The following is a 16,630-nucleotide window of genomic DNA, read 5'->3' on the forward strand; positions in this document are numbered from 1 at the left end:
GCTTCTCCCTCGTTTTCATTTCTGCGGTACATGACACTCAAAATCTGCGTTGCCCAACTCAATTTCGTGGTTGGCGACTTGCCCGGTAATTCACAAAAGATCATTGCGGCGGCGCGTGCCGCCTACGCGGACGGCGTTCGCCTGCTGTTGACGCCGGAACTCTCCATTTGCGGCTACGCGGCGGAAGACTTGTTTCTGCGGTCCTCCTTTATTGCCGCCTGCGATGATGCCGTGAAAACAGTGGCCCGCGAATTGGCTGGGTTAAAAGACCTGACCGTGGTACTGGGACATCCCAGCGGCGGCGACAGCCGAACCCGCTCGGTGGCGGTGTCAAATCGTCATAACGCGGCCAGCGTGTTGTGCGAAGGGGTGGTGCTTGCCAGCTACGCCAAACGGGAGTTGCCCAATTACCAGGTATTTGACGAGCGCCGCTATTTCACACCGGGGCGGGGTGTCTGCGTTTTTGAAGCGGGCGTGGCGGGCAACAAGGTCAAAGTCGGCTTGCTGATTTGTGAGGACGCCTGGTTTGAGGAACCCGCGCGATTGACCAAGGAGGCAGGTGCCGAGTTGCTGGCCGTCATCAATGCCTCACCGTTTCACATCGGCAAGGGCCAGGAACGCGAGCAAAAGATGCGCGAACGAGTGCTGGCCTGCGGTTTGCCGCTGGTGTATGCGCATCTGGTGGGCGGGCAGGATGAGGTGGTGTTTGAGGGCCATTCGTTTGCCCTCAACGCCGACGGTACGGTGGCAGGGCGGGCTCCCAGTTTTGTGGAATGCGGGTTTGTAGTGTGGGCCGGTCGCACGCAAGCGGGGGTTCATTTGGCGGGGCCGGTGGCGCCGGAACGCTCGGTCGAGGCAGATTTGTGGGACGCCCTGGTGCTGGGTGTGCGCGACTACGTTGGCAAGAACGGTTTCCCCAGTGTGATTTTGGGTCTCTCCGGCGGCATTGACTCGGCGCTGGTGCTGGCCGTGGCGGTGGATGCCCTGGGCAAGGACAAGGTCCGCAGCGTCATGATGCCATCACCCTATACGGCCGACATCAGCTGGATTGATGCGCGTGAAATGACGCAGCGGCTGGGTGTGCGTTACGACGAGATTTCGATTGTGCCGGAATTTGAGGCCTTCAAGGCTTCGCTGCGGGGTGAGTTCGAAGGCCTGGCCGAAGACGCGACGGAGGAGAACATCCAGGCCCGTATTCGGGGCACGCTCCTGATGGCGCTTTCCAACAAGTTTGGCAGTATCGTTTTGACGACCGGCAACAAATCCGAGATGGCTACCGGCTATTGCACCCTCTACGGCGACATGGCGGGTGGTTTTGCCGTGATCAAGGACCTGGCCAAAACCACGGTGTTCAGGCTGGCCCGCTGGCGCAACGCCAACGACCCCTATGGCACTGGCAGCGAGCCGATTCCGGAACGCATCATTACGCGCCCGCCCAGCGCCGAGTTGCGCCCGGACCAGACCGATCAGGACAGTTTGCCGGCCTATGAGGTGCTTGATGCGATTCTGGAGCGCTACATGGAGAACGATCAAGGCATTGAAGACATCATTGCCGCCGGCTTTACCCGTGCCGACGTGGAAAAGGTGACGCGCCTGATCAAGATCAATGAGTACAAGCGCCGCCAGGCGCCAGTGGGTATTCGTGTCACCCACCGTAGTTTTGGCAAGGATTGGCGTTACCCTATCACCAATCGTTTTCGGGCCTGAAGCAAGACTTTGCCGGACCGGTTCGGCGCGGTGCAAAGCGAGCTGTTCCATCCTCAACTAAAATTGGCGGGAGCGTCCGAAGCTACGCAAAGTGGGCAGGCCCTGTCCTCAACCAATGCAAAGAAATTAACCATGAAGCAGATCACCGCCATTGTCAAGCCGTTCAAACTGGAAGAAGTGCGCGAAGCGCTGGCCGAATGTGGCGTAACCGGACTTACTGTCACCGAGGTGAAGGGGTTCGGCCGCCAGAAAGGTCATACCGAGCTCTACCGAGGCGCTGAGTATGTGGTTGACTTTCTGCCCAAGGTGAAGGTGGAGGTGGTCGTCAAGACCGCCGATGTCGATCGCTGTGTCGATGCGATCGTGAAGGCTGCCCACACCGGCAAGATCGGGGACGGCAAAATATTTGTGACCAGCGTGGAGCGCGTGGTGCGCATTCGTACCGGCGAGCAGGACGAATCGGCGGTTTAAATTTCGTCCAGCTGCGGGGTGTGCGTCAGGCCGGCTGCCTGCACCAATTCCCGGAGCAGGGTCGATGGGTCCGATCCTGAGCGAATCAAATCCATTTGCCATGTTCCCATAAACTGCTGCTCAACTGCGCTGTCCAGAAAAGCAAGCAGCTTGTCGTAGTAACCGGCGATGTTCAAGAGCCCGATAGGTTTATCGTGGTAGCCGAGCTGGCGCCAGGTCCAGACCTCAAAAAACTCTTCAAGAGTGCCGATGCCGCCGGGCAGAGCCAGGAATGCGTCCGCACGTTCGGCCATCATGCGTTTGCGTTCATGCATGGTGTCCACAATATGAAGCTCGCTGCAACCTCGATGGGCCCATTCCTTTTCCACCAGCGCTTTCGGTATGACGCCCACAACCTGGGCACCCGCTTGCAGGGCGGCGTCCGCCAGCAGCCCCATTAGCCCGCTTTTACCGCCTCCATAAACCAGTTGCCCGCCATGCTGCCCGATCCAGTTGCCGACTTGCCGCGCAACGCCCGCGAACGCCGAAGTCAGACCGGGACGGGAACCGCAATAAACGCAAACAGTAAAGGCAGGACGCATGCTTATTGCTGGCTCTTGGGCACAGTTGAAACCAGCCGGGTGCCCGCCAGGGCGTCATGCCAGAACTGTTGTTGCGGATGAAAGTGGCTCAGGATCGCCCATACCGCCACCCAGCCAAGCACGATGACAACAGATTCAGAGGTCGGCAGCTTGAAGAGTGCTGTTGCCGCCAGCCCGGGCAGGAACCAGAGCCAGCAGAGCAGGTAGCGCAGCAGGGCACGCGCCTGTGTGATCGGTTGGCCCGAGCGATCCAGCACTGTGATATGCCAGGTCTTCATGGCCAGGGTCTGGCCTTTGGTCCACAACCAGACGAAATAGATGCCGAAGACGACGAAAAGAAAGGCCTGAAGAGGATGTCGATTGTCCATGGCGTTTCGGGTTTGGCTCAAGGTGCCGAACAGATAGCCGGCAACGAAAACGATACCGAACATCAACAGTCCTTCATAAAGCCAGCAGGCCATGCGGCGGGCCAAACTGGGAGTCTTCAACGCGCGTTTCATCGAAGCAATACCGGCAGCGTTCAGTTCTTCTGGGTCGGGGCGGCCTCAGCCGGCGGCAGTGACTGCGGGAGCAAGGTGTTGTGATTCACGGCATGATTGGTGCCGGCCAATTTCGGCGTTGCCTGGTGCGTATGTCGGGTCACGGGCACCACTGCCAGTTTTTGCCGGGGAACCGGTTTTGCAGCCGTGGCGGCGCCGCCAGGTTTGGACGCAGCCGAGACCGCGAGTTTTTGTCTTTCCTCGGGGGTGAGTGCCTGGTACGCCTTCCAGGTGGCTGTTTTTTGGCTCGGCGTCAGTTGTTTTGTCTGTGCAAAATTCAATCTTGCCTGGTTACGCTGCTGTTGGCTCAGAGATACCCATTCAGTCATGCGACTGTGCAGTTTGGCCTGCTCGGTCGGTGCCAGGTTAGGATAGTTCTGGGCTATGGCGATCCATTTGCGCTTTTGAGCTTCTCCCAGCGTGCTCCAATTCGCCGCCAGGGGTTTCAGCGACAACTGCTGCAGCGGTGTCAGGTCTTGCCAGCTTGGTCTGGACGAATTCGCTTGAACGCTTGAACGCTTTGCCTGCGTGCCCGATGCCGGTGTCTTTGCGTAAGACTGTGTTAACAGGGGCGTCGTAGTGGCAGCCTGCGCCAAGGCACTCGCCGTCGGTGCGCTCAATACCGCCAATAAAAAAACCGCAACTCCGAAAGCCGATACACCGGCGATAAGGCGGTGATTGCGCTGATCAGTGGCACTCCTGAACATCGTCACGCCCAACTTATTGACTCTGCCCGGAATTGCTGTTCAGGAATTGTGCAAAACCGGGATCTGCATAAGCCGCCGGAGGCAGATCATCGGTCAGTAGAGCAGCATCAATTTCAGCAATTTCATTGGCACGCCTGTCATTTTGAATGACATTGATGGCAACCAAACCAAAAATCAGGGCCAACAGTGGCAGGGCCGCCGCGACGCGGTCCCACCAACTGAGGTGGTCATTTCCGAAAGTGAGGGTTCCGGCACCACCAGACAGTGCCACCTGGGTCGCAGTTTGGGTGATGGCAATTTTGCGCTTGCCCAAGGCCTGCGCCCGTGAGGCACGCAAACGCTCCGAGATATCGTAAGGGAGGTCGTCAGCAGCGTCTGAGAGGCGCGCCGTAATCCGCAGCCCGAAACGGTCTTGCGCAAGTTGATTCTGATAAAGATAAGAATTGCTCATAGTGTGATCCCCTTTGCCCTCAATGCTTTGCCGAGGGCCTGGACCGCCCGTGAACAGTGCGTTTTAACGCTACCTTCCGAGCAGCCCATGGCCGCAGCAGTCTCTGCCACGTCTAACTCCTCCCAGTAACGCATGAGGAACGCTTCCCGTTGACGGGCCGGCAGTTCTTGAATTTCACTCTCAATTGCATGCAAGGTTTGTGCCCGTTGCGTTGTAGTCTCCGGGTTTTCGGTCTGGTTCGAGTACTCCTGTACATCCAAAGTTCCGAGCAGATCAAATTCCCCGTCTTCACTATCGGACTCGAAGTCGCTGAGGTTTGAAAAAAGCGCGTTTCGGGTTTTTTGTCGTCGAAACCAGTCCAGTGTGCAGTTGGACAGAATGCGCTGGAACAGCATCGGTAACTCGGCGGCCGTCTTGTGCCCATAGTGCTCAGCAAGTTTCATCATGCTGTCTTGCACAATGTCCAGCGCAGCTTCTTCGTTGCGCACGTGGTAAACCGATCGCTTGAAGGCACGTCTTTCGACGCTTTTCAAAAAATCCGAGAGTTCTTGTTCAGTTGCCAAGAGGTTTTTGCCTTCAAACGGCCGTCAAGTTGATTCGTCCCGCATGGCCCCAGTTAACGGAAGTTGGGGGGCCGTTTGGCGCCAATTATGGCATTCGAAAGGATTTATTCTGCGGGCTTGCACTTGCCTAAATTTGTCCGGTGCCATAATGCGAACTGCAAATCAAAAAGCAAACGGGTCAAGGTCCGGCGCAAGAATCACTGCGCTTATGGCTTTGGCTTTAAGTTCCGACGCGACGCCACGAGTGTTTGCGAAGGAGCACCCAAGGTTTTTCGTCAGAGAAATTCACAAAGGTTGATCATGAAAATATCAAGAGCCGAAATTGCTTCGGCCACTGCAACAACAATTACTGCCAAGACGATTCCCGCGACGGCCAGCGAACAGGAGCTTCGGGGCGCCGAAATACTTGTAAAGGCCTTGCAGGCCGAAGGCGTCAAGTATGTGTGGGGTTACCCCGGCGGGGCGGTGCTGCACATTTACGATGCTTTTTACAAACAGGACACCATTCAGCACATTTTGGTGCGACATGAACAGGCGGCGGTCCATGCCGCCGACGGCTACGCGCGTGCCACCGGCGACGTCGGCGTGGCCCTGGTGACTTCGGGGCCAGGGGTCACCAATGCGGTTACCGGCATTGCCACGGCTTATATGGACAGTATTCCGATGGTGATTGTGACCGGGCAGGTGCCAACGCACGCCATCGGGCTCGATGCGTTCCAGGAATGCGATGCGGTTGGCATTACCCGTCCGGTGGTGAAGCACAATTTCCTCGTCAAGGATGCCCGGGATCTGGCCGAAACCATGAAGAAGGCTTTTCACATCGCCCGCAGCGGGCGCCCCGGCCCCGTCGTAGTGGATATTCCGAAAGACGTTTCGTTCAAGAAAGTGCACTATGCGGGCTATCCGAAGACCGTTGAAATGCGTTCTTACAACCCGGTGCGCAAAGGTCATGGCGGGCAGATCCGCAAGGCACTGCAACTCTTGCTGGCGGCCAAACGTCCCTATATCTACACCGGTGGCGGGGTTATTCTGAGCAACGCTTCCGCCGAGTTGCGCCAGCTGGTGGACATGCTGGGCTATCCGTGCACCAACACCTTGATGGGATTGGGCGCCTATCCGGCCAGTGATCGCAAGTTCCTGGGCATGCTGGGCATGCATGGCACGGTCGAAGCCAACAACGCCATGCAGCATTGCGACGTGTTGTTGGCGGTGGGTGCCCGCTTTGACGACCGGGTGATTGGCAACCCCAAACACTTCGCACAGAATGAGCGCAAGATCATTCATATCGACATTGATCCTTCGAGTATTTCCAAGCGGGTGAGGGTTGATATCCCGATTGTTGGCGATGTCAAGGAAGTATTGGCCGAAATGATCGCCATGATCCAGGAGGGGGCGACCAGACCGGACACGCAGGCGCTGGGTGCCTGGTGGGACACGATTGAGACTTGGCGCAAGCGTGATTGCCTCAAATACGATCACGGCAAGAATGATGTGATCAAGCCGCAGTACGTGATTGAGACGATCTGGAACATGACCAAGGACGTGGATACCTATATCACGTCGGACGTTGGTCAGCATCAGATGTGGGCGGCTCAGTACTATCGTTTTGACGAGCCACGGCGCTGGATCAATTCCGGAGGCCTGGGGACCATGGGTGTCGGCATTCCCTTTGCCATGGGCGTCAAACTTGCCAAACCCGATAGCGAGGTGTTCTGCATCACTGGTGATGGTTCGGTGCAGATGTGCATTCAGGAACTTTCGACCTGTTTGCAGTACAACACGCCGATCAAGATTGTGTCGCTCAACAACCGGTATTTGGGCATGGTTCGCCAGTGGCAAGAAGTCGAGTACGAAGGCCGCTACAGCCACAGTTACATGGATGCACTGCCCAACTTTGTCAAGCTTGCCGAGGCCTACGGCCACGTCGGGATGTTGATAGAGCGGGCACAGGATGTGGAGCCGGCCTTGCGCGAAGCACGCAAGTTGAAGGACCGCACTGTTTTCATGGATTTTCGCACCGACCCCACTGAAAACGTGTTCCCCATGGTGAAGGCCGGCAACGGTATCACCGAAATGTTGCTGGGCTCCGAGGACCTTTAATCAATTTTGGATAAATCTATTGTTTGCCAAGCCCGACGGTTACCGCCCTCGGGGGAGGGCAGCGAAATGAGGAGTCGTATTCATGAAACATATCATTGCCGTCTTGCTGGAAAATGAACCTGGCGCCCTGTCGCGTGTCGTCGGTCTGTTCTCGGCGCGGGGTTATAACATCGAGTCCCTGACCGTTGCGCCGACGGAAGATGCAAGTCTGTCGCGCATGACGATTCAGACCACGGGTTCGGACGAGGTGATCGAGCAGATCACCAAGCACCTGAACCGCCTGATAGAGGTTGTGAAGGTGGTTGATCTGACGGAAGGGGCTTACACCGAGCGGGAACTGATGATGGTCAAGGTTCGTGCGGTGGGCAAGGAGCGTGAGGAAATGAAGCGCATGGCGGACATTTTTCGGGGTCGCATCATTGATGTGACCGAGAAGAGCTACACCATTGAGCTGACTGGAAACCAGGCCAAGAACGATGCTTTTCTGGAGGCCATGGAACGGGGTGCCATTCTTGAAACCGTTCGTACCGGCTCCAGCGGCATCGGTCGTGGCGAGCGGATTTTGCGGGTTTAATTTTTTACAACGGAGAGAGAAATGAAGGTTTATTACGACAAGGACTGTGATCTCAGTCTCATCAAAGGCAAGACGGTCGCGATCATTGGTTATGGTAGCCAAGGCCACGCGCACGCTCAGAACCTGAACGATAGCGGTGTCAAGGTTGTGGTCGGCTTGCGCAAGGGTGGCGCTTCCTGGCCCAAGGTTGAAAAAGCCGGCCTCCAGGTCGCCGAAGTCGCGGCCGCAGTCAAGGCTGCTGACGTGGTCATGATTCTGCTTCCGGATGAACAAATTGGCGCTGTTTACAGCAACGACATCGAGCCCAACATCAAGCAGGGAGCCTCCCTGGTGTTTGCGCATGGTTTCAATATTCACTACGGTCTGGTGAGCCCACGTGCCGATCTGGATGTCTGGATGGTGGCGCCCAAGGCACCCGGTCATACCGTGCGCGGCACCTACGTGCAGGGCGGTGGCGTGCCGCAACTGATCGCCATTCACCAGGACAAGTCGGGTCGGACGCGCGACCTGGCCCTGAGCTATGCGATGGCCAACGGCGGAGGCAAGGCCGGGATCATCGAAACCAGTTTTCGTGAAGAAACCGAAACCGATCTGTTCGGCGAGCAAGCAGTTTTGTGCGGCGGTACGGTGGAACTGATCAAGGCCGGTTTCGAAACCTTGGTCGAAGCCGGTTATGCGCCCGAGATGGCCTACTTTGAGTGCCTGCACGAATTGAAGTTGATTGTCGACATGATTTATGAAGGCGGCATTGCCAACATGAATTACTCGATTTCCAACAACGCCGAGTACGGCGAATATGTGACTGGCCCGAAGATCATTACCAGCGCCAGCAAGGACGCGATGCGCCAGTGTCTGAAAGATATCCAGAGCGGTGACTATGCGAAGAGTTTCATTCTGGAAAACAAGGCCGGTGCACCCACACTGCTGAGTCGTCGCCGTTTGATGGCTGAGCATCAGATAGAACAGGTGGGCGAAAAACTTCGCGCCATGATGCCCTGGATCAAGAAGAACAAGCTGGTTGACCAGACCCGCAACTAAGCCACTTGATTGCCGGAACAAAGGCCACTTCGGTGGCCTTTGTTACTATGCAGCGCTGGAGGCCAAATTCTATGCATGACGGAAAAGAAACAGACTGCGCCGAGGGCGATGGCGTGGTGGTGAGAAAGCGCCGCAAAGGCATTTATATCTTGCCTAACCTGTTCACCTTGGCAGCCCTTTTTGGTGGTTTTTACGCCATCGTCATGGCCATCAATGGCCGCTTCGATCTGGCTGCATGGGGCGTTGGCTGTGCCATGGTGCTTGACAGCCTTGATGGGCGGGTGGCACGCATGACCAACACACAGAGTGCGTTCGGTGAACAAATGGATTCACTCTCGGACATGGTGTCTTTTGGCGCGGCGCCGGCACTTATCTCTTATGTGTGGTCGCTAAAAAGTCTGGGGCGTTGGGGCTGGATTGCCGCTTTCGTCTACTGTGCCTGTGCCGCCCTGCGATTGGCCCGCTTCAATGTCAATACCGGAGTGGTTGACAAGCGCTATTTCCAAGGCCTTCCGTCGCCGGCGGCAGCGGCGTTGATCGCGGGTTTTATCTGGTTGCTGACCGAGTCCGGGATCAAAGGTACCGATGCGTTGTGGGGAGTTTCGATTCCCTGGATCATGTTTGCGTTGGCCTTGTATGCCGGCTTGACCATGGTCACCAATGTGCCGTTTTACAGCTTCAAAGAGTTTCACATGAAAAGAAGTGTGCCCTTTGCCATGATTGTGCTGATTGCGCTGCTGATTGCGGTCATCAATATCGATCCTCCCATTGTGCTGTTTGGCATCTTTGTCGCCTACGGTTTGAGTGGCTACGTGGTTTACTTTTGGCGCAAGGCCAAGGGTGTCCAGACCAGTGTCATCAGCACCTCCACCGAGGAGCCTGATGAAAGAGGCCTGCATGAGTGAAGGATGCGAAACAGACCAGACCATGTTTGCCGCCCCGCTACTTGTGGTACATTGAGACCATGAAAAAGATGTTGCTAGCGCTACTGCCGCTATCGCCAGACGGGCGGAGACGGTAGCGCACGCGCTCACCAAAACCAAAAGCCCGTATGCGTCCGCAGCGGGCTTTTTGTTTTAGGCGCCAATTTTTTCGTTTGCGGATTTTCAGGAACACAGGAGAAACCAGATGACTGACAAATTGATTATTTTTGATACCACTTTGCGCGATGGCGAGCAGTCGCCCGGCGCGTCCATGAACAAAGACGAAAAGCTGCGCATCGCTCGTCAGCTCGAGCGCTTGAAGGTCGACGTTATCGAAGCCGGTTTTGCCGCCAGTTCAAACGGTGATTTCGAGGCGGTCCAAGGCATCGCCCAGGCGATCAAGGATTCGACCATCTGCTCGCTGTCGCGTGCCAATGACCGGGATATTTCGCGGGCCGCGGAAGCACTCAAAAGCGCCAATCGCGCCCGCATCCACACTTTCATTGCGACCTCCGCGCTGCACATGGAAAAGAAGCTGCGCATGACGCCTGATCAGGTGTTCGAGCAAGCCAGGCTGGCTGTGCGCTTTGCGCGCAACCTGGTTGACGATGTGGAGTTCAGTCCGGAGGACGGCTACCGCAGCGATGTTGATTTTCTGTGCCGTATTCTGGAGGCTGTGATTAGCGAGGGCGCCACCACCATCAACGTGCCGGACACAGTGGGCTATGCCATCCCTGAACTCTACGGCAATTTCATCAAGAACCTGCGCGAACGGATTCCAAATTCGGATAAGGCCATCTGGTCGGTGCATTGCCACAATGATCTGGGCATGGCAGTCGCCAACTCATTGGCGGGCGTGAAGATCGGGGGAGCCCGTCAGGTCGAGTGCACCATCAACGGGCTGGGCGAGCGGGCGGGTAATTGCAGTCTGGAAGAGGTGGTCATGGCGGTCAAGACGCGCCGCGACTATTTCGGGCTTGATTTGGGCATCGACACCACGCATATTCTGGCGGCCAGTCGCATGGTCAGCCAGACCACTGGCTTTGTGGTTCAGCCGAACAAGGCGGTGGTTGGTGCCAATGCCTTCGCCCATGCCTCCGGGATTCACCAGGACGGCATCCTGAAAGCGCGCGACACCTACGAAATCATGCGGGCGGAGGATGTGGGCTGGACCGCCAACAAAATCATTCTGGGCAAACTCAGCGGGCGCAACGCTTTCAAACAACGCCTGCAGGAACTGGGAGTTCAGATGGAGAGCGAGGCCGACATCAACGCCGCTTTTGCCAAATTCAAGGAATTGGCGGATCGCAAGAGCGAGATTTTTGACGAAGACATACTGGCGCTGGCAAGCGATCGGGATGTGACGCATGAGCCGGAACAGTATGGTTTTGTTTCGCTGTCTCAGCACAGCGAGACGGGCGAGCGTCCGCAAGCGAGTATTGTTTTCACCGCCAACGGCAAGGAAGTGAAAAGTTCTTCAGACGGGGATGGCCCGGTCGATGCGTCCCTCAAAGCCATCGAAGCCCATGTCAAAAGCGGTGCCGAGATGGTGCTCTATGCAGTGAACGCGATCAGCGGTTCGACCGAAAGCCAGGGTGAGGTGACGGTGCGTTTGCAGAATAGCGGACGGGTTGTCAACGGTATTGGCGCCGACCCCGATATCATCGTGGCCTCCGCCAAAGCCTACCTGAGTGCGCTCAACAAACTGCATAGCAAAGCGGATCGGGTGGCTGCGCAAGGCTAGGGTAACCACCTATTTCCAGGTTTTTGTTTAGGAAAGTCGTGCAAGTATTTGATATTGTGCGACTTTTCTGTATAAACTTGAGCCATCGAGAAATATGTCCGGAGTTGGATAGATGTCTTTTTCTCATCAGATTGCGTTTGGAAGCACTTTGCGCCGATTACTCTTCTTCTTTAGCTTGACGGTTTTTGTTCTTGCCTTCTCGCTGCCGCAGGCCGATGCGGCGCAGAGCAAACCTCAGCATGGCAAGACGGCCAAGACCAAGGTTGTCGCCAAACGAAAGGCTGCCAAACCATCGGTGACGGTCAGGCGTAAATCTGTTGTCCGCGCTGAAGCTGTGCCACTGCGGCCCTCTTTTGGGCAGCTTGCCGGTTTGCACGGTGCTCGCGATTCTCTGGATTTGAAATCCAGCGCCGCCTTGGTGATCGACCAGGATACAAGTGAAGTGTTGTTCAGCAAGAATGACAAGGCCGTTTTGCCTATCGCCTCTCTCACCAAGCTGATGACCGGTTTGGTTCTCAGTGAAGCCCACTTGCCGATGGACGAGATGATCACGATTTCCCAAGCCGATGTGGACACCGAAAAAGGTAGTTCATCGCGCTTGAAAGTGGGTACTGAGCTGAGCCGGGGCGAGTTGTTGCATTTGGCTTTGATGTCCAGTGAAAACCGTGCGGCGCATGCCCTGGGGCGCAGCTATCCCGGCGGATTGCCGGTCTTCGTTGGCTTGATGAACGCCAAGGCCCGGTTAATCGGCATGAACGACACCAACTACGCGGAGCCGACTGGACTCTCCAGCAAGAATCAGTCCAGCGCGCGCGACCTGGCGAAACTGGTGAATGTTGCGCATGGCGATCCAATCTTGCGTGAATTGACTACTTCACCCGACTACCAGGTGGCCGTTGGCAAACGAACGCTCCAATACAGGAACACCAACCGGCTGGTGAAGAATCCTTTGTGGGACATCGGTTTGCAGAAGACTGGCTATATCACGGAAGCGGGACAGTGCCTCGTGATGCAGGCCAAAGTTGCCGGACGCAAACTTATCATGGTTTTTCTTGACTCGGCCGGTAAACTCAGTCGTATCGGTGACGCCGAACGGGTGCGGCATTGGGTCGAGTCGACGCCTACGGCGGTCTCAACCCCGGCGCCCAACACGGACGCAGCTGTCGTGAGTGGAAGATTCAGCGCCAAAGCCAGGGGTTGACCTGTTGCTAGCGCTGGGAGTCGGGTTTAAAACCCAAAGTTTTTGAAATTTCCCGCGCGGTCGACTGCAGCTTGGGCAGCCACGCTTCTTCCAAGCGCCCGGCCGGGGCAGAAATTGACAAACCTGCCACCAGCGTGCCTTGGTCATCGTAGATACCGGCGGCCATGCAACGCACTCCAAGTTCCAACTCTTCATTGTCGTGCGCAATACCATATTGGCGCACCTTGGACAGCTCTCGTTCCAATGTCGACAGTTGAGTCAGGCTGTTTTTTGTATGGCCGCTCAAGCCGGTTCGTGTGGCATAGGCGCGGACCCGTTGCGGGTCATCTGCCGCCAGAAATAATTTGCCCACAGAAGTCAGGTGCAGAGGGGCACGACCTCCAATGGCACGAACCACCTGCATGCCGGAACGCTCACTGTAGGCGCGTTCAATATAGACAATCTCGTCACCCTGACGCAAGCTCAAATTGACGGGTTGCTGGATCAATTTGTGGAGTTCGCGCATCGGTAGCAGGGCTGCGTCGCGTACGTTGAGGCGACTTTTCACCAAATTCCCCAATTCGAGCAGACGCATACCGAGCCGATAACTCCCTGGCTGAGGATGTTCGACAAAACGTCCGGTCGCCAAGTCGTTCAACAGGCGGTGTGTGGTGGACAGATGCAGACCGGATTTCTCGCTAATCTCTTTCAGTGAAATCGCTTCTTCCCGCGACGCCAAAACGTCAATCAAGGTAAACATGCGCTCGATCACCTGAACTGTTGGTGTCGTGGCAATGCTGGAATCTGCTTTTCGCATGGGAACTCCTGGTCTGCGGTTTTTTGATTTTATCTGGTGAAATGTTGGGTGCATTTCGCCTGTTTCAGCTTGGGTTGTCAGTAACCCATTGCCCGGCTACGAGAAACTCGGACGGACGGAAATTGGCCTTGTATTTCATTTTTCGACTTTCACCGACCCAGTAGCCGAGGTAAACATGAGGTAGTTTGAGTGTCTTGGCTTGGGCAATATGCCACAGGACGCCGTAACTGCCGAAACTGCTCCTGGGGTCTGGTTCGTAAAAGGTGTAGACACATGAAATTCCGTCGTCCAGCAGGTCCAGTATCGAGACCATTTTCAAACGGCCCGGGCTGCCATCGGCCGGTTGGTCGCGAAATTCAACCAAACGGGAATTCACCCGGCTTTGCAACAGGAATTGTGTGTATTGACTGACATTGTCCTGGTCCATGCCGCCACCGGGGTGTCTGCCGTTTTGATAGCGTAGATACAGATCGTAGTGTTCTTCCATGAAACACAGCTTGAGTACCCGGGCCTGCAGGTTCGAATGGCGCGACCAGGCGCGGCGCTGACTTCTGTCGGGTGCGAATTCGTTGACAAGAACCCGTATCGGTGTGCAGGCGTGGCAGTCATCGCAATAGGGCCGATAGGTGAACATGCCGCTACGCCTAAAACCCTGGCTAACCAGTTTGGAATAAGTCGTGCTGTCAATCAAGTGACTCGGCGTTGCGACCTGCGACCGAGCCTGTTTTTCGGGCAGATAGCTACAGGCATAGGACGCAGTTGCGTAAAACTGTAGCGCTTGCGGGGGCAGATCGTTGAGATGCGTCACGTTGGAGAGGGTTTTGAAGGCAGCAGTTCGTTCCAGTATAGGGTGTCAAAGCGCCAGACCGGCGCGGTCTGGGCGAGCCCGACCGCTACCTGTTTGAGAAACTGATCGCGCGGGATCTCGCGTGCGCCCAAGGAGGCGAGGTGACGGGTGTTTTGCTGGCAATCAATTTGTCCGATGGCGTGCCGGCGGCAAAAGCAAATCAATGCTGCCAGCGCAATTTTGGAGGCGTCGGTGAGGCGGCTGAACATGGACTCGCCAAACACGGCTTTGCCCAGTGCGACGCAATACAGGCCTCCCGCGAGCTGGTCATTGACCCATACCTCCACACTATGGGCAAATCCGGCTCGGTGCAGCGCGCTGTAGGCGGCGATCATGTCGGGCACTATCCAGGTACCGGCCTGCCCCGCCCGGGGGCTGATTGCGCAAGCTCCGATGACTTGTTCAAAGGCGGAGTCGATTCGAATTTCACATAAAGCTGTCTTGCGAAATTTTTGCAGTGTTTTCCTGAATGAAGGATGGAGCCGGAATTCCGAAACATTGAGCACCATTCTGGGATTGGGACTCCACCACAAAATGGGTTGCCCTTCGCTGAACCACGGGAAAATCCCTTGACTGTAGGCTTGGCACAGACTGTCGACATCCAGGGCGCCACCTGCCGCCAGCAGTCCCGGTGCGGGAGAGCCTTCACTCCAGGCCTGACTGGCTGGGGGAAAGTCTTCGCCCGGCCTGAGCCATGCAAGGGGAGGAGGTTGGGACGGCATGGCCAGAATGTATCCGATGGCCTGGCCGAGACGGCTCGTTTGGTTAACCCGAAACGACTGTTTTCCGGAGGAGGCATCGATGCCACCCGTTACAATAGCATCGTGTCGGGGCGTAGCGCAGCCTGGTAGCGCATCTGGTTTGGGACCAGAGGGTCGAAGGTTCGAATCCTTTCGCCCCGACCATGTCTTTTTTCTCTCGATCTCTGCCCGTAGCTCAGTTGGATAGAGCAACAGCCTTCTAAGCTGTGGGTCGGGGGTTCGATCCCCTCCGGGCAGACCACGCTGGATTGTGAGACTCTGTAACTTGCGCCAGCGCTGCCAGAATGAACCGTGATAATCCAGCGGGAACCGTATCGCGTTTGAGTTTGAGATTCCACATGCAACAGCTTTTTCGGTTAGATCTTGTTCGAATCATGCTGCTCGGGCTGGCGCTGGCGAGCGGTGTAGAAGAATCAAGGGCTGCGCTGGGGCAAGCGCCTACCCCAGCGGCTGCGCCCCCCGGAGCAAGGAGACTGGCTGCCACGCCCGCCGCGCAACCCGGTCTTTACGTTCTGCATGAAGCCGTGCTTGAAAATGGAACCAGGGTTCGGGAGTATGCGACACCTTCCGGGGTGGTTTTTGCGGTGACGTGGCGCGGTCCGGTGTTGCCTGACCTGAGTGCGCTGCTGGGCGACTATTTCTCGACCTTCAAGGCTGAAACTGATTCGGCACGCTTGATCGGCAAGCGCGGCTCGCCAGTTCAGCTTGAACGAGCTGACCTCGTTGTGAGGTCCGGCGGGCGCATGCGAAATTTTTTTGGCCATGCCTATGCACCGGCCCTGATCCCCACCGGTGTCAATATCAAAGATGTACTTGAATAATTCTTTGCTTCGTGCGGCCGCACTGGCCCTGCTGGCAACTCTGCTTACGGCGTGCGGCGGCGGTGGATCAGCGCCGACCCCAACTCCAACACCTGTTCCAACTCCAACACCGACCCTGAGCAATGTGCTGGGTGTCACGGTCGATACCGGTCCTACTGGTTCGGGTTACAACGTCAATCGCCTGTATGCCACGGTCAAAATTTGTCAGCCTGGCAGCACCACCCAATGCGGGACCATTGACCACGTTCTGGTGGATACTGGCTCCACCGGTTTGAGGCTGCTGTCCAGCGCCATTGCACCCTCTCTCGGTCTTGCCCGAAGCACAGGCGCGACCGGTTTTCCTTTGCTCAATTGCGTTCAGTTTGTCGATAACACTTTTGCCTGGGGCCCGGTGGTGACAGCTGATATTGTGTTGGGGGGCAAGACTGCTGCCGCTGTGCCGATCCAGATCATCGCCGATCCGGCCTTCAGCAGTCCCGCCGGGGCCTGTTCGATCGGAGGCACGGCCATGACAAGCAGCGCTAATCTGGGCGCCAACGGCATCGTCGGGCTTGGCTTGTTCAAGGAGGACTGTGGCGCAGGGTGTACAGCCACCACCCACAACGGCTTTTATTACACCTGCACCAGTGCCAGTTGCACCACCACCACCGGAGCCAAGGCCACCCTGGCCCAGCAGGTAAAGAATCCGGTACCCTTGTTTTCGACCGACAACAACGGTGTGTTGGTTGAGTTGCCAGCGGTCAACTCGACCATCGCAACCAGCTTGACCGGATCGCTCATTTTTGGTGTTGCCACGCAAGCCAATA

General features: G+C 56.6%; 18 protein-coding genes and 2 tRNA genes. 12 read left to right on the forward strand and 8 right to left on the reverse strand.

Translation table 11 applies throughout. The annotated features are described in order from the left end of the window. Positions 1-30 precede the first annotated feature (30 nt). Entirely contained in the window at positions 31-1,707 is a 1,677-nt protein-coding gene (locus tag PHS32_RS18385; protein ID WP_301080551.1) for an NAD+ synthase, read from the forward strand. 132 nt (positions 1,708-1,839) lie between these two features. Further along, the gene (locus PHS32_RS18390) at positions 1,840-2,178 is read left to right on the forward strand and encodes a P-II family nitrogen regulator (protein WP_301080552.1); all 339 of its coding nucleotides are present in this window, start codon (positions 1,840-1,842) and stop codon (positions 2,176-2,178) included. Here PHS32_RS18390 and PHS32_RS18395 read toward each other — a convergent pair. The 5 genes from PHS32_RS18395 to PHS32_RS18415 are packed head-to-tail and all read right to left on the reverse strand — an operon-like array spanning position 2,175 to position 5,019. After that, positions 2,175-2,759, reverse strand: coding sequence for a TIGR00730 family Rossman fold protein (locus PHS32_RS18395; protein WP_301080553.1), 585 nt, complete (start codon positions 2,757-2,759; stop codon positions 2,175-2,177). The genes PHS32_RS18390 and PHS32_RS18395 overlap by 4 nt on opposite strands. A gap of 2 nt (positions 2,760-2,761) precedes the next feature. Further along, complete coding sequence (locus PHS32_RS18400) at positions 2,762-3,259, reverse strand: RDD family protein (protein WP_301080554.1); 498 nt, start codon at positions 3,257-3,259, stop codon at positions 2,762-2,764. Between the two features lie 20 nt (positions 3,260-3,279). Beyond that, positions 3,280-4,011 (reverse strand): DUF3106 domain-containing protein, encoded by a 732-nt coding sequence (locus tag PHS32_RS18405; protein ID WP_301080577.1) that lies wholly within the window; start codon positions 4,009-4,011, stop codon positions 3,280-3,282. 7 nt (positions 4,012-4,018) lie between these two features. Further along, a complete protein-coding gene (locus PHS32_RS18410; RefSeq protein WP_301080555.1) occupies positions 4,019-4,456 on the reverse strand; it encodes a DUF3619 family protein in 438 nt (145 codons plus the stop codon). Beyond that, a complete protein-coding gene (locus PHS32_RS18415; RefSeq protein WP_301080556.1) occupies positions 4,453-5,019 on the reverse strand; it encodes an RNA polymerase sigma factor in 567 nt (188 codons plus the stop codon). Before PHS32_RS18415 ends, PHS32_RS18410 begins: the two co-directional genes overlap by 4 nt. 300 nt (positions 5,020-5,319) lie before the next feature. Between PHS32_RS18415 and PHS32_RS18420 the strand changes: the two genes are divergently transcribed. The 6 genes from PHS32_RS18420 to PHS32_RS18445 all read left to right on the forward strand — a co-directional run bounded on the left by PHS32_RS18420 (position 5,320) and on the right by PHS32_RS18445 (position 12,599). Continuing rightward, a complete protein-coding gene (locus tag PHS32_RS18420; protein WP_301080557.1) occupies positions 5,320-7,119 on the forward strand; it encodes an acetolactate synthase 3 catalytic subunit in 1,800 nt (599 codons plus the stop codon). Positions 7,120-7,201: 82 nt separating this feature from the next. Further along, entirely contained in the window at positions 7,202-7,693 is a 492-nt protein-coding gene (gene ilvN / locus PHS32_RS18425; protein ID WP_301080558.1) for an acetolactate synthase small subunit, read from the forward strand. Positions 7,694-7,714: 21 nt separating this feature from the next. After that, positions 7,715-8,731 carry a ketol-acid reductoisomerase gene (ilvC, locus tag PHS32_RS18430; protein ID WP_301080559.1) on the forward strand — a complete coding sequence of 339 codons (1,017 nt, stop codon included), beginning with the start codon at positions 7,715-7,717 and terminating at the stop codon, positions 8,729-8,731. 71 nt (positions 8,732-8,802) lie between these two features. After that, on the forward strand, positions 8,803-9,636 hold the full coding sequence (pssA, locus tag PHS32_RS18435) for a CDP-diacylglycerol--serine O-phosphatidyltransferase (RefSeq protein WP_301080560.1): 834 nt from the start codon (positions 8,803-8,805) through the stop codon (positions 9,634-9,636). A gap of 223 nt (positions 9,637-9,859) precedes the next feature. Then, a complete protein-coding gene (locus PHS32_RS18440; RefSeq protein ID WP_301080561.1) occupies positions 9,860-11,398 on the forward strand; it encodes a 2-isopropylmalate synthase in 1,539 nt (512 codons plus the stop codon). A gap of 112 nt (positions 11,399-11,510) precedes the next feature. After that, positions 11,511-12,599: a serine hydrolase gene (locus PHS32_RS18445; protein WP_301080562.1), complete on the forward strand. Its 1,089-nt coding sequence runs from the start codon at positions 11,511-11,513 to the stop codon at positions 12,597-12,599. Positions 12,600-12,606: 7 nt separating this feature from the next. On the opposite strand, the gene PHS32_RS18450 is transcribed toward PHS32_RS18445, so the two are convergent. The 3 genes from PHS32_RS18450 to aat all read right to left on the reverse strand — a co-directional run bounded on the left by PHS32_RS18450 (position 12,607) and on the right by aat (position 14,964). Then, the gene (locus PHS32_RS18450; protein WP_301080563.1) at positions 12,607-13,395 is read right to left on the reverse strand and encodes an IclR family transcriptional regulator; all 789 of its coding nucleotides are present in this window, start codon (positions 13,393-13,395) and stop codon (positions 12,607-12,609) included. 64 nt (positions 13,396-13,459) lie between these two features. Beyond that, a complete protein-coding gene (locus tag PHS32_RS18455) occupies positions 13,460-14,203 on the reverse strand; it encodes an arginyltransferase (protein WP_301080564.1) in 744 nt (247 codons plus the stop codon). Beyond that, the gene (gene aat / locus PHS32_RS18460) at positions 14,200-14,964 is read right to left on the reverse strand and encodes a leucyl/phenylalanyl-tRNA--protein transferase (RefSeq protein WP_301080565.1); all 765 of its coding nucleotides are present in this window, start codon (positions 14,962-14,964) and stop codon (positions 14,200-14,202) included. The genes PHS32_RS18455 and aat overlap by 4 nt, the downstream gene beginning before the upstream one ends. A gap of 106 nt (positions 14,965-15,070) precedes the next feature. Between aat and PHS32_RS18465 the strand changes: the two genes are divergently transcribed. The 4 genes from PHS32_RS18465 to PHS32_RS18480 all read left to right on the forward strand — a co-directional run. Beyond that, positions 15,071-15,147: transfer RNA gene (locus tag PHS32_RS18465), tRNA-Pro, on the forward strand. Positions 15,148-15,167: 20 nt separating this feature from the next. Then, positions 15,168-15,244: transfer RNA gene (locus tag PHS32_RS18470), tRNA-Arg, on the forward strand. A 97-nt stretch (positions 15,245-15,341) separates the two neighbouring features. After that, positions 15,342-15,824, forward strand: coding sequence for a DUF2844 domain-containing protein (locus tag PHS32_RS18475; protein WP_301080566.1), 483 nt, complete (start codon positions 15,342-15,344; stop codon positions 15,822-15,824). A gap of 4 nt (positions 15,825-15,828) precedes the next feature. Continuing rightward, the coding region (locus tag PHS32_RS18480) for a DUF3443 family protein (RefSeq protein ID WP_301080578.1) at positions 15,829-16,630 on the forward strand (802 nt) is incomplete at its 3' end.

It is taken from the genome of Rhodoferax sp., assembly GCF_028714215.1.
In the GTDB taxonomy this organism is placed as follows: Bacteria; Pseudomonadota; Gammaproteobacteria; order Burkholderiales; family Burkholderiaceae_C; genus Rhodoferax.

Bases quoted from the DNA above. Each gene is read 5' to 3' on its own strand.
- PHS32_RS18385 (WP_301080551.1), top strand. From the start codon at position 31: ATGACACTCAAAATCTGCGTTGCCCAACTCAATTTCGTGGTTGGCGAC.
- PHS32_RS18390 (WP_301080552.1), top strand. From the start codon at position 1,840: ATGAAGCAGATCACCGCCATTGTCAAGCCGTTCAAACTGGAAGAAGTG.
- PHS32_RS18395 (WP_301080553.1), bottom strand. From the start codon at position 2,759: ATGCGTCCTGCCTTTACTGTTTGCGTTTATTGCGGTTCCCGTCCCGGT.
- PHS32_RS18400 (WP_301080554.1), bottom strand. From the start codon at position 3,259: ATGAAACGCGCGTTGAAGACTCCCAGTTTGGCCCGCCGCATGGCCTGC.
- PHS32_RS18410 (WP_301080555.1), bottom strand. From the start codon at position 4,456: ATGAGCAATTCTTATCTTTATCAGAATCAACTTGCGCAAGACCGTTTC.
- PHS32_RS18420 (WP_301080557.1), top strand. From the start codon at position 5,320: ATGAAAATATCAAGAGCCGAAATTGCTTCGGCCACTGCAACAACAATT.
- ilvN (WP_301080558.1), top strand. From the start codon at position 7,202: ATGAAACATATCATTGCCGTCTTGCTGGAAAATGAACCTGGCGCCCTG.
- ilvC (WP_301080559.1), top strand. From the start codon at position 7,715: ATGAAGGTTTATTACGACAAGGACTGTGATCTCAGTCTCATCAAAGGC.
- pssA (WP_301080560.1), top strand. From the start codon at position 8,803: ATGCATGACGGAAAAGAAACAGACTGCGCCGAGGGCGATGGCGTGGTG.
- PHS32_RS18440 (WP_301080561.1), top strand. From the start codon at position 9,860: ATGACTGACAAATTGATTATTTTTGATACCACTTTGCGCGATGGCGAG.
- PHS32_RS18445 (WP_301080562.1), top strand. From the start codon at position 11,511: ATGTCTTTTTCTCATCAGATTGCGTTTGGAAGCACTTTGCGCCGATTA.
- PHS32_RS18450 (WP_301080563.1), bottom strand. From the start codon at position 13,395: ATGCGAAAAGCAGATTCCAGCATTGCCACGACACCAACAGTTCAGGTG.
- aat (WP_301080565.1), bottom strand. From the start codon at position 14,964: ATGCCGTCCCAACCTCCTCCCCTTGCATGGCTCAGGCCGGGCGAAGAC.
- PHS32_RS18475 (WP_301080566.1), top strand. From the start codon at position 15,342: ATGCAACAGCTTTTTCGGTTAGATCTTGTTCGAATCATGCTGCTCGGG.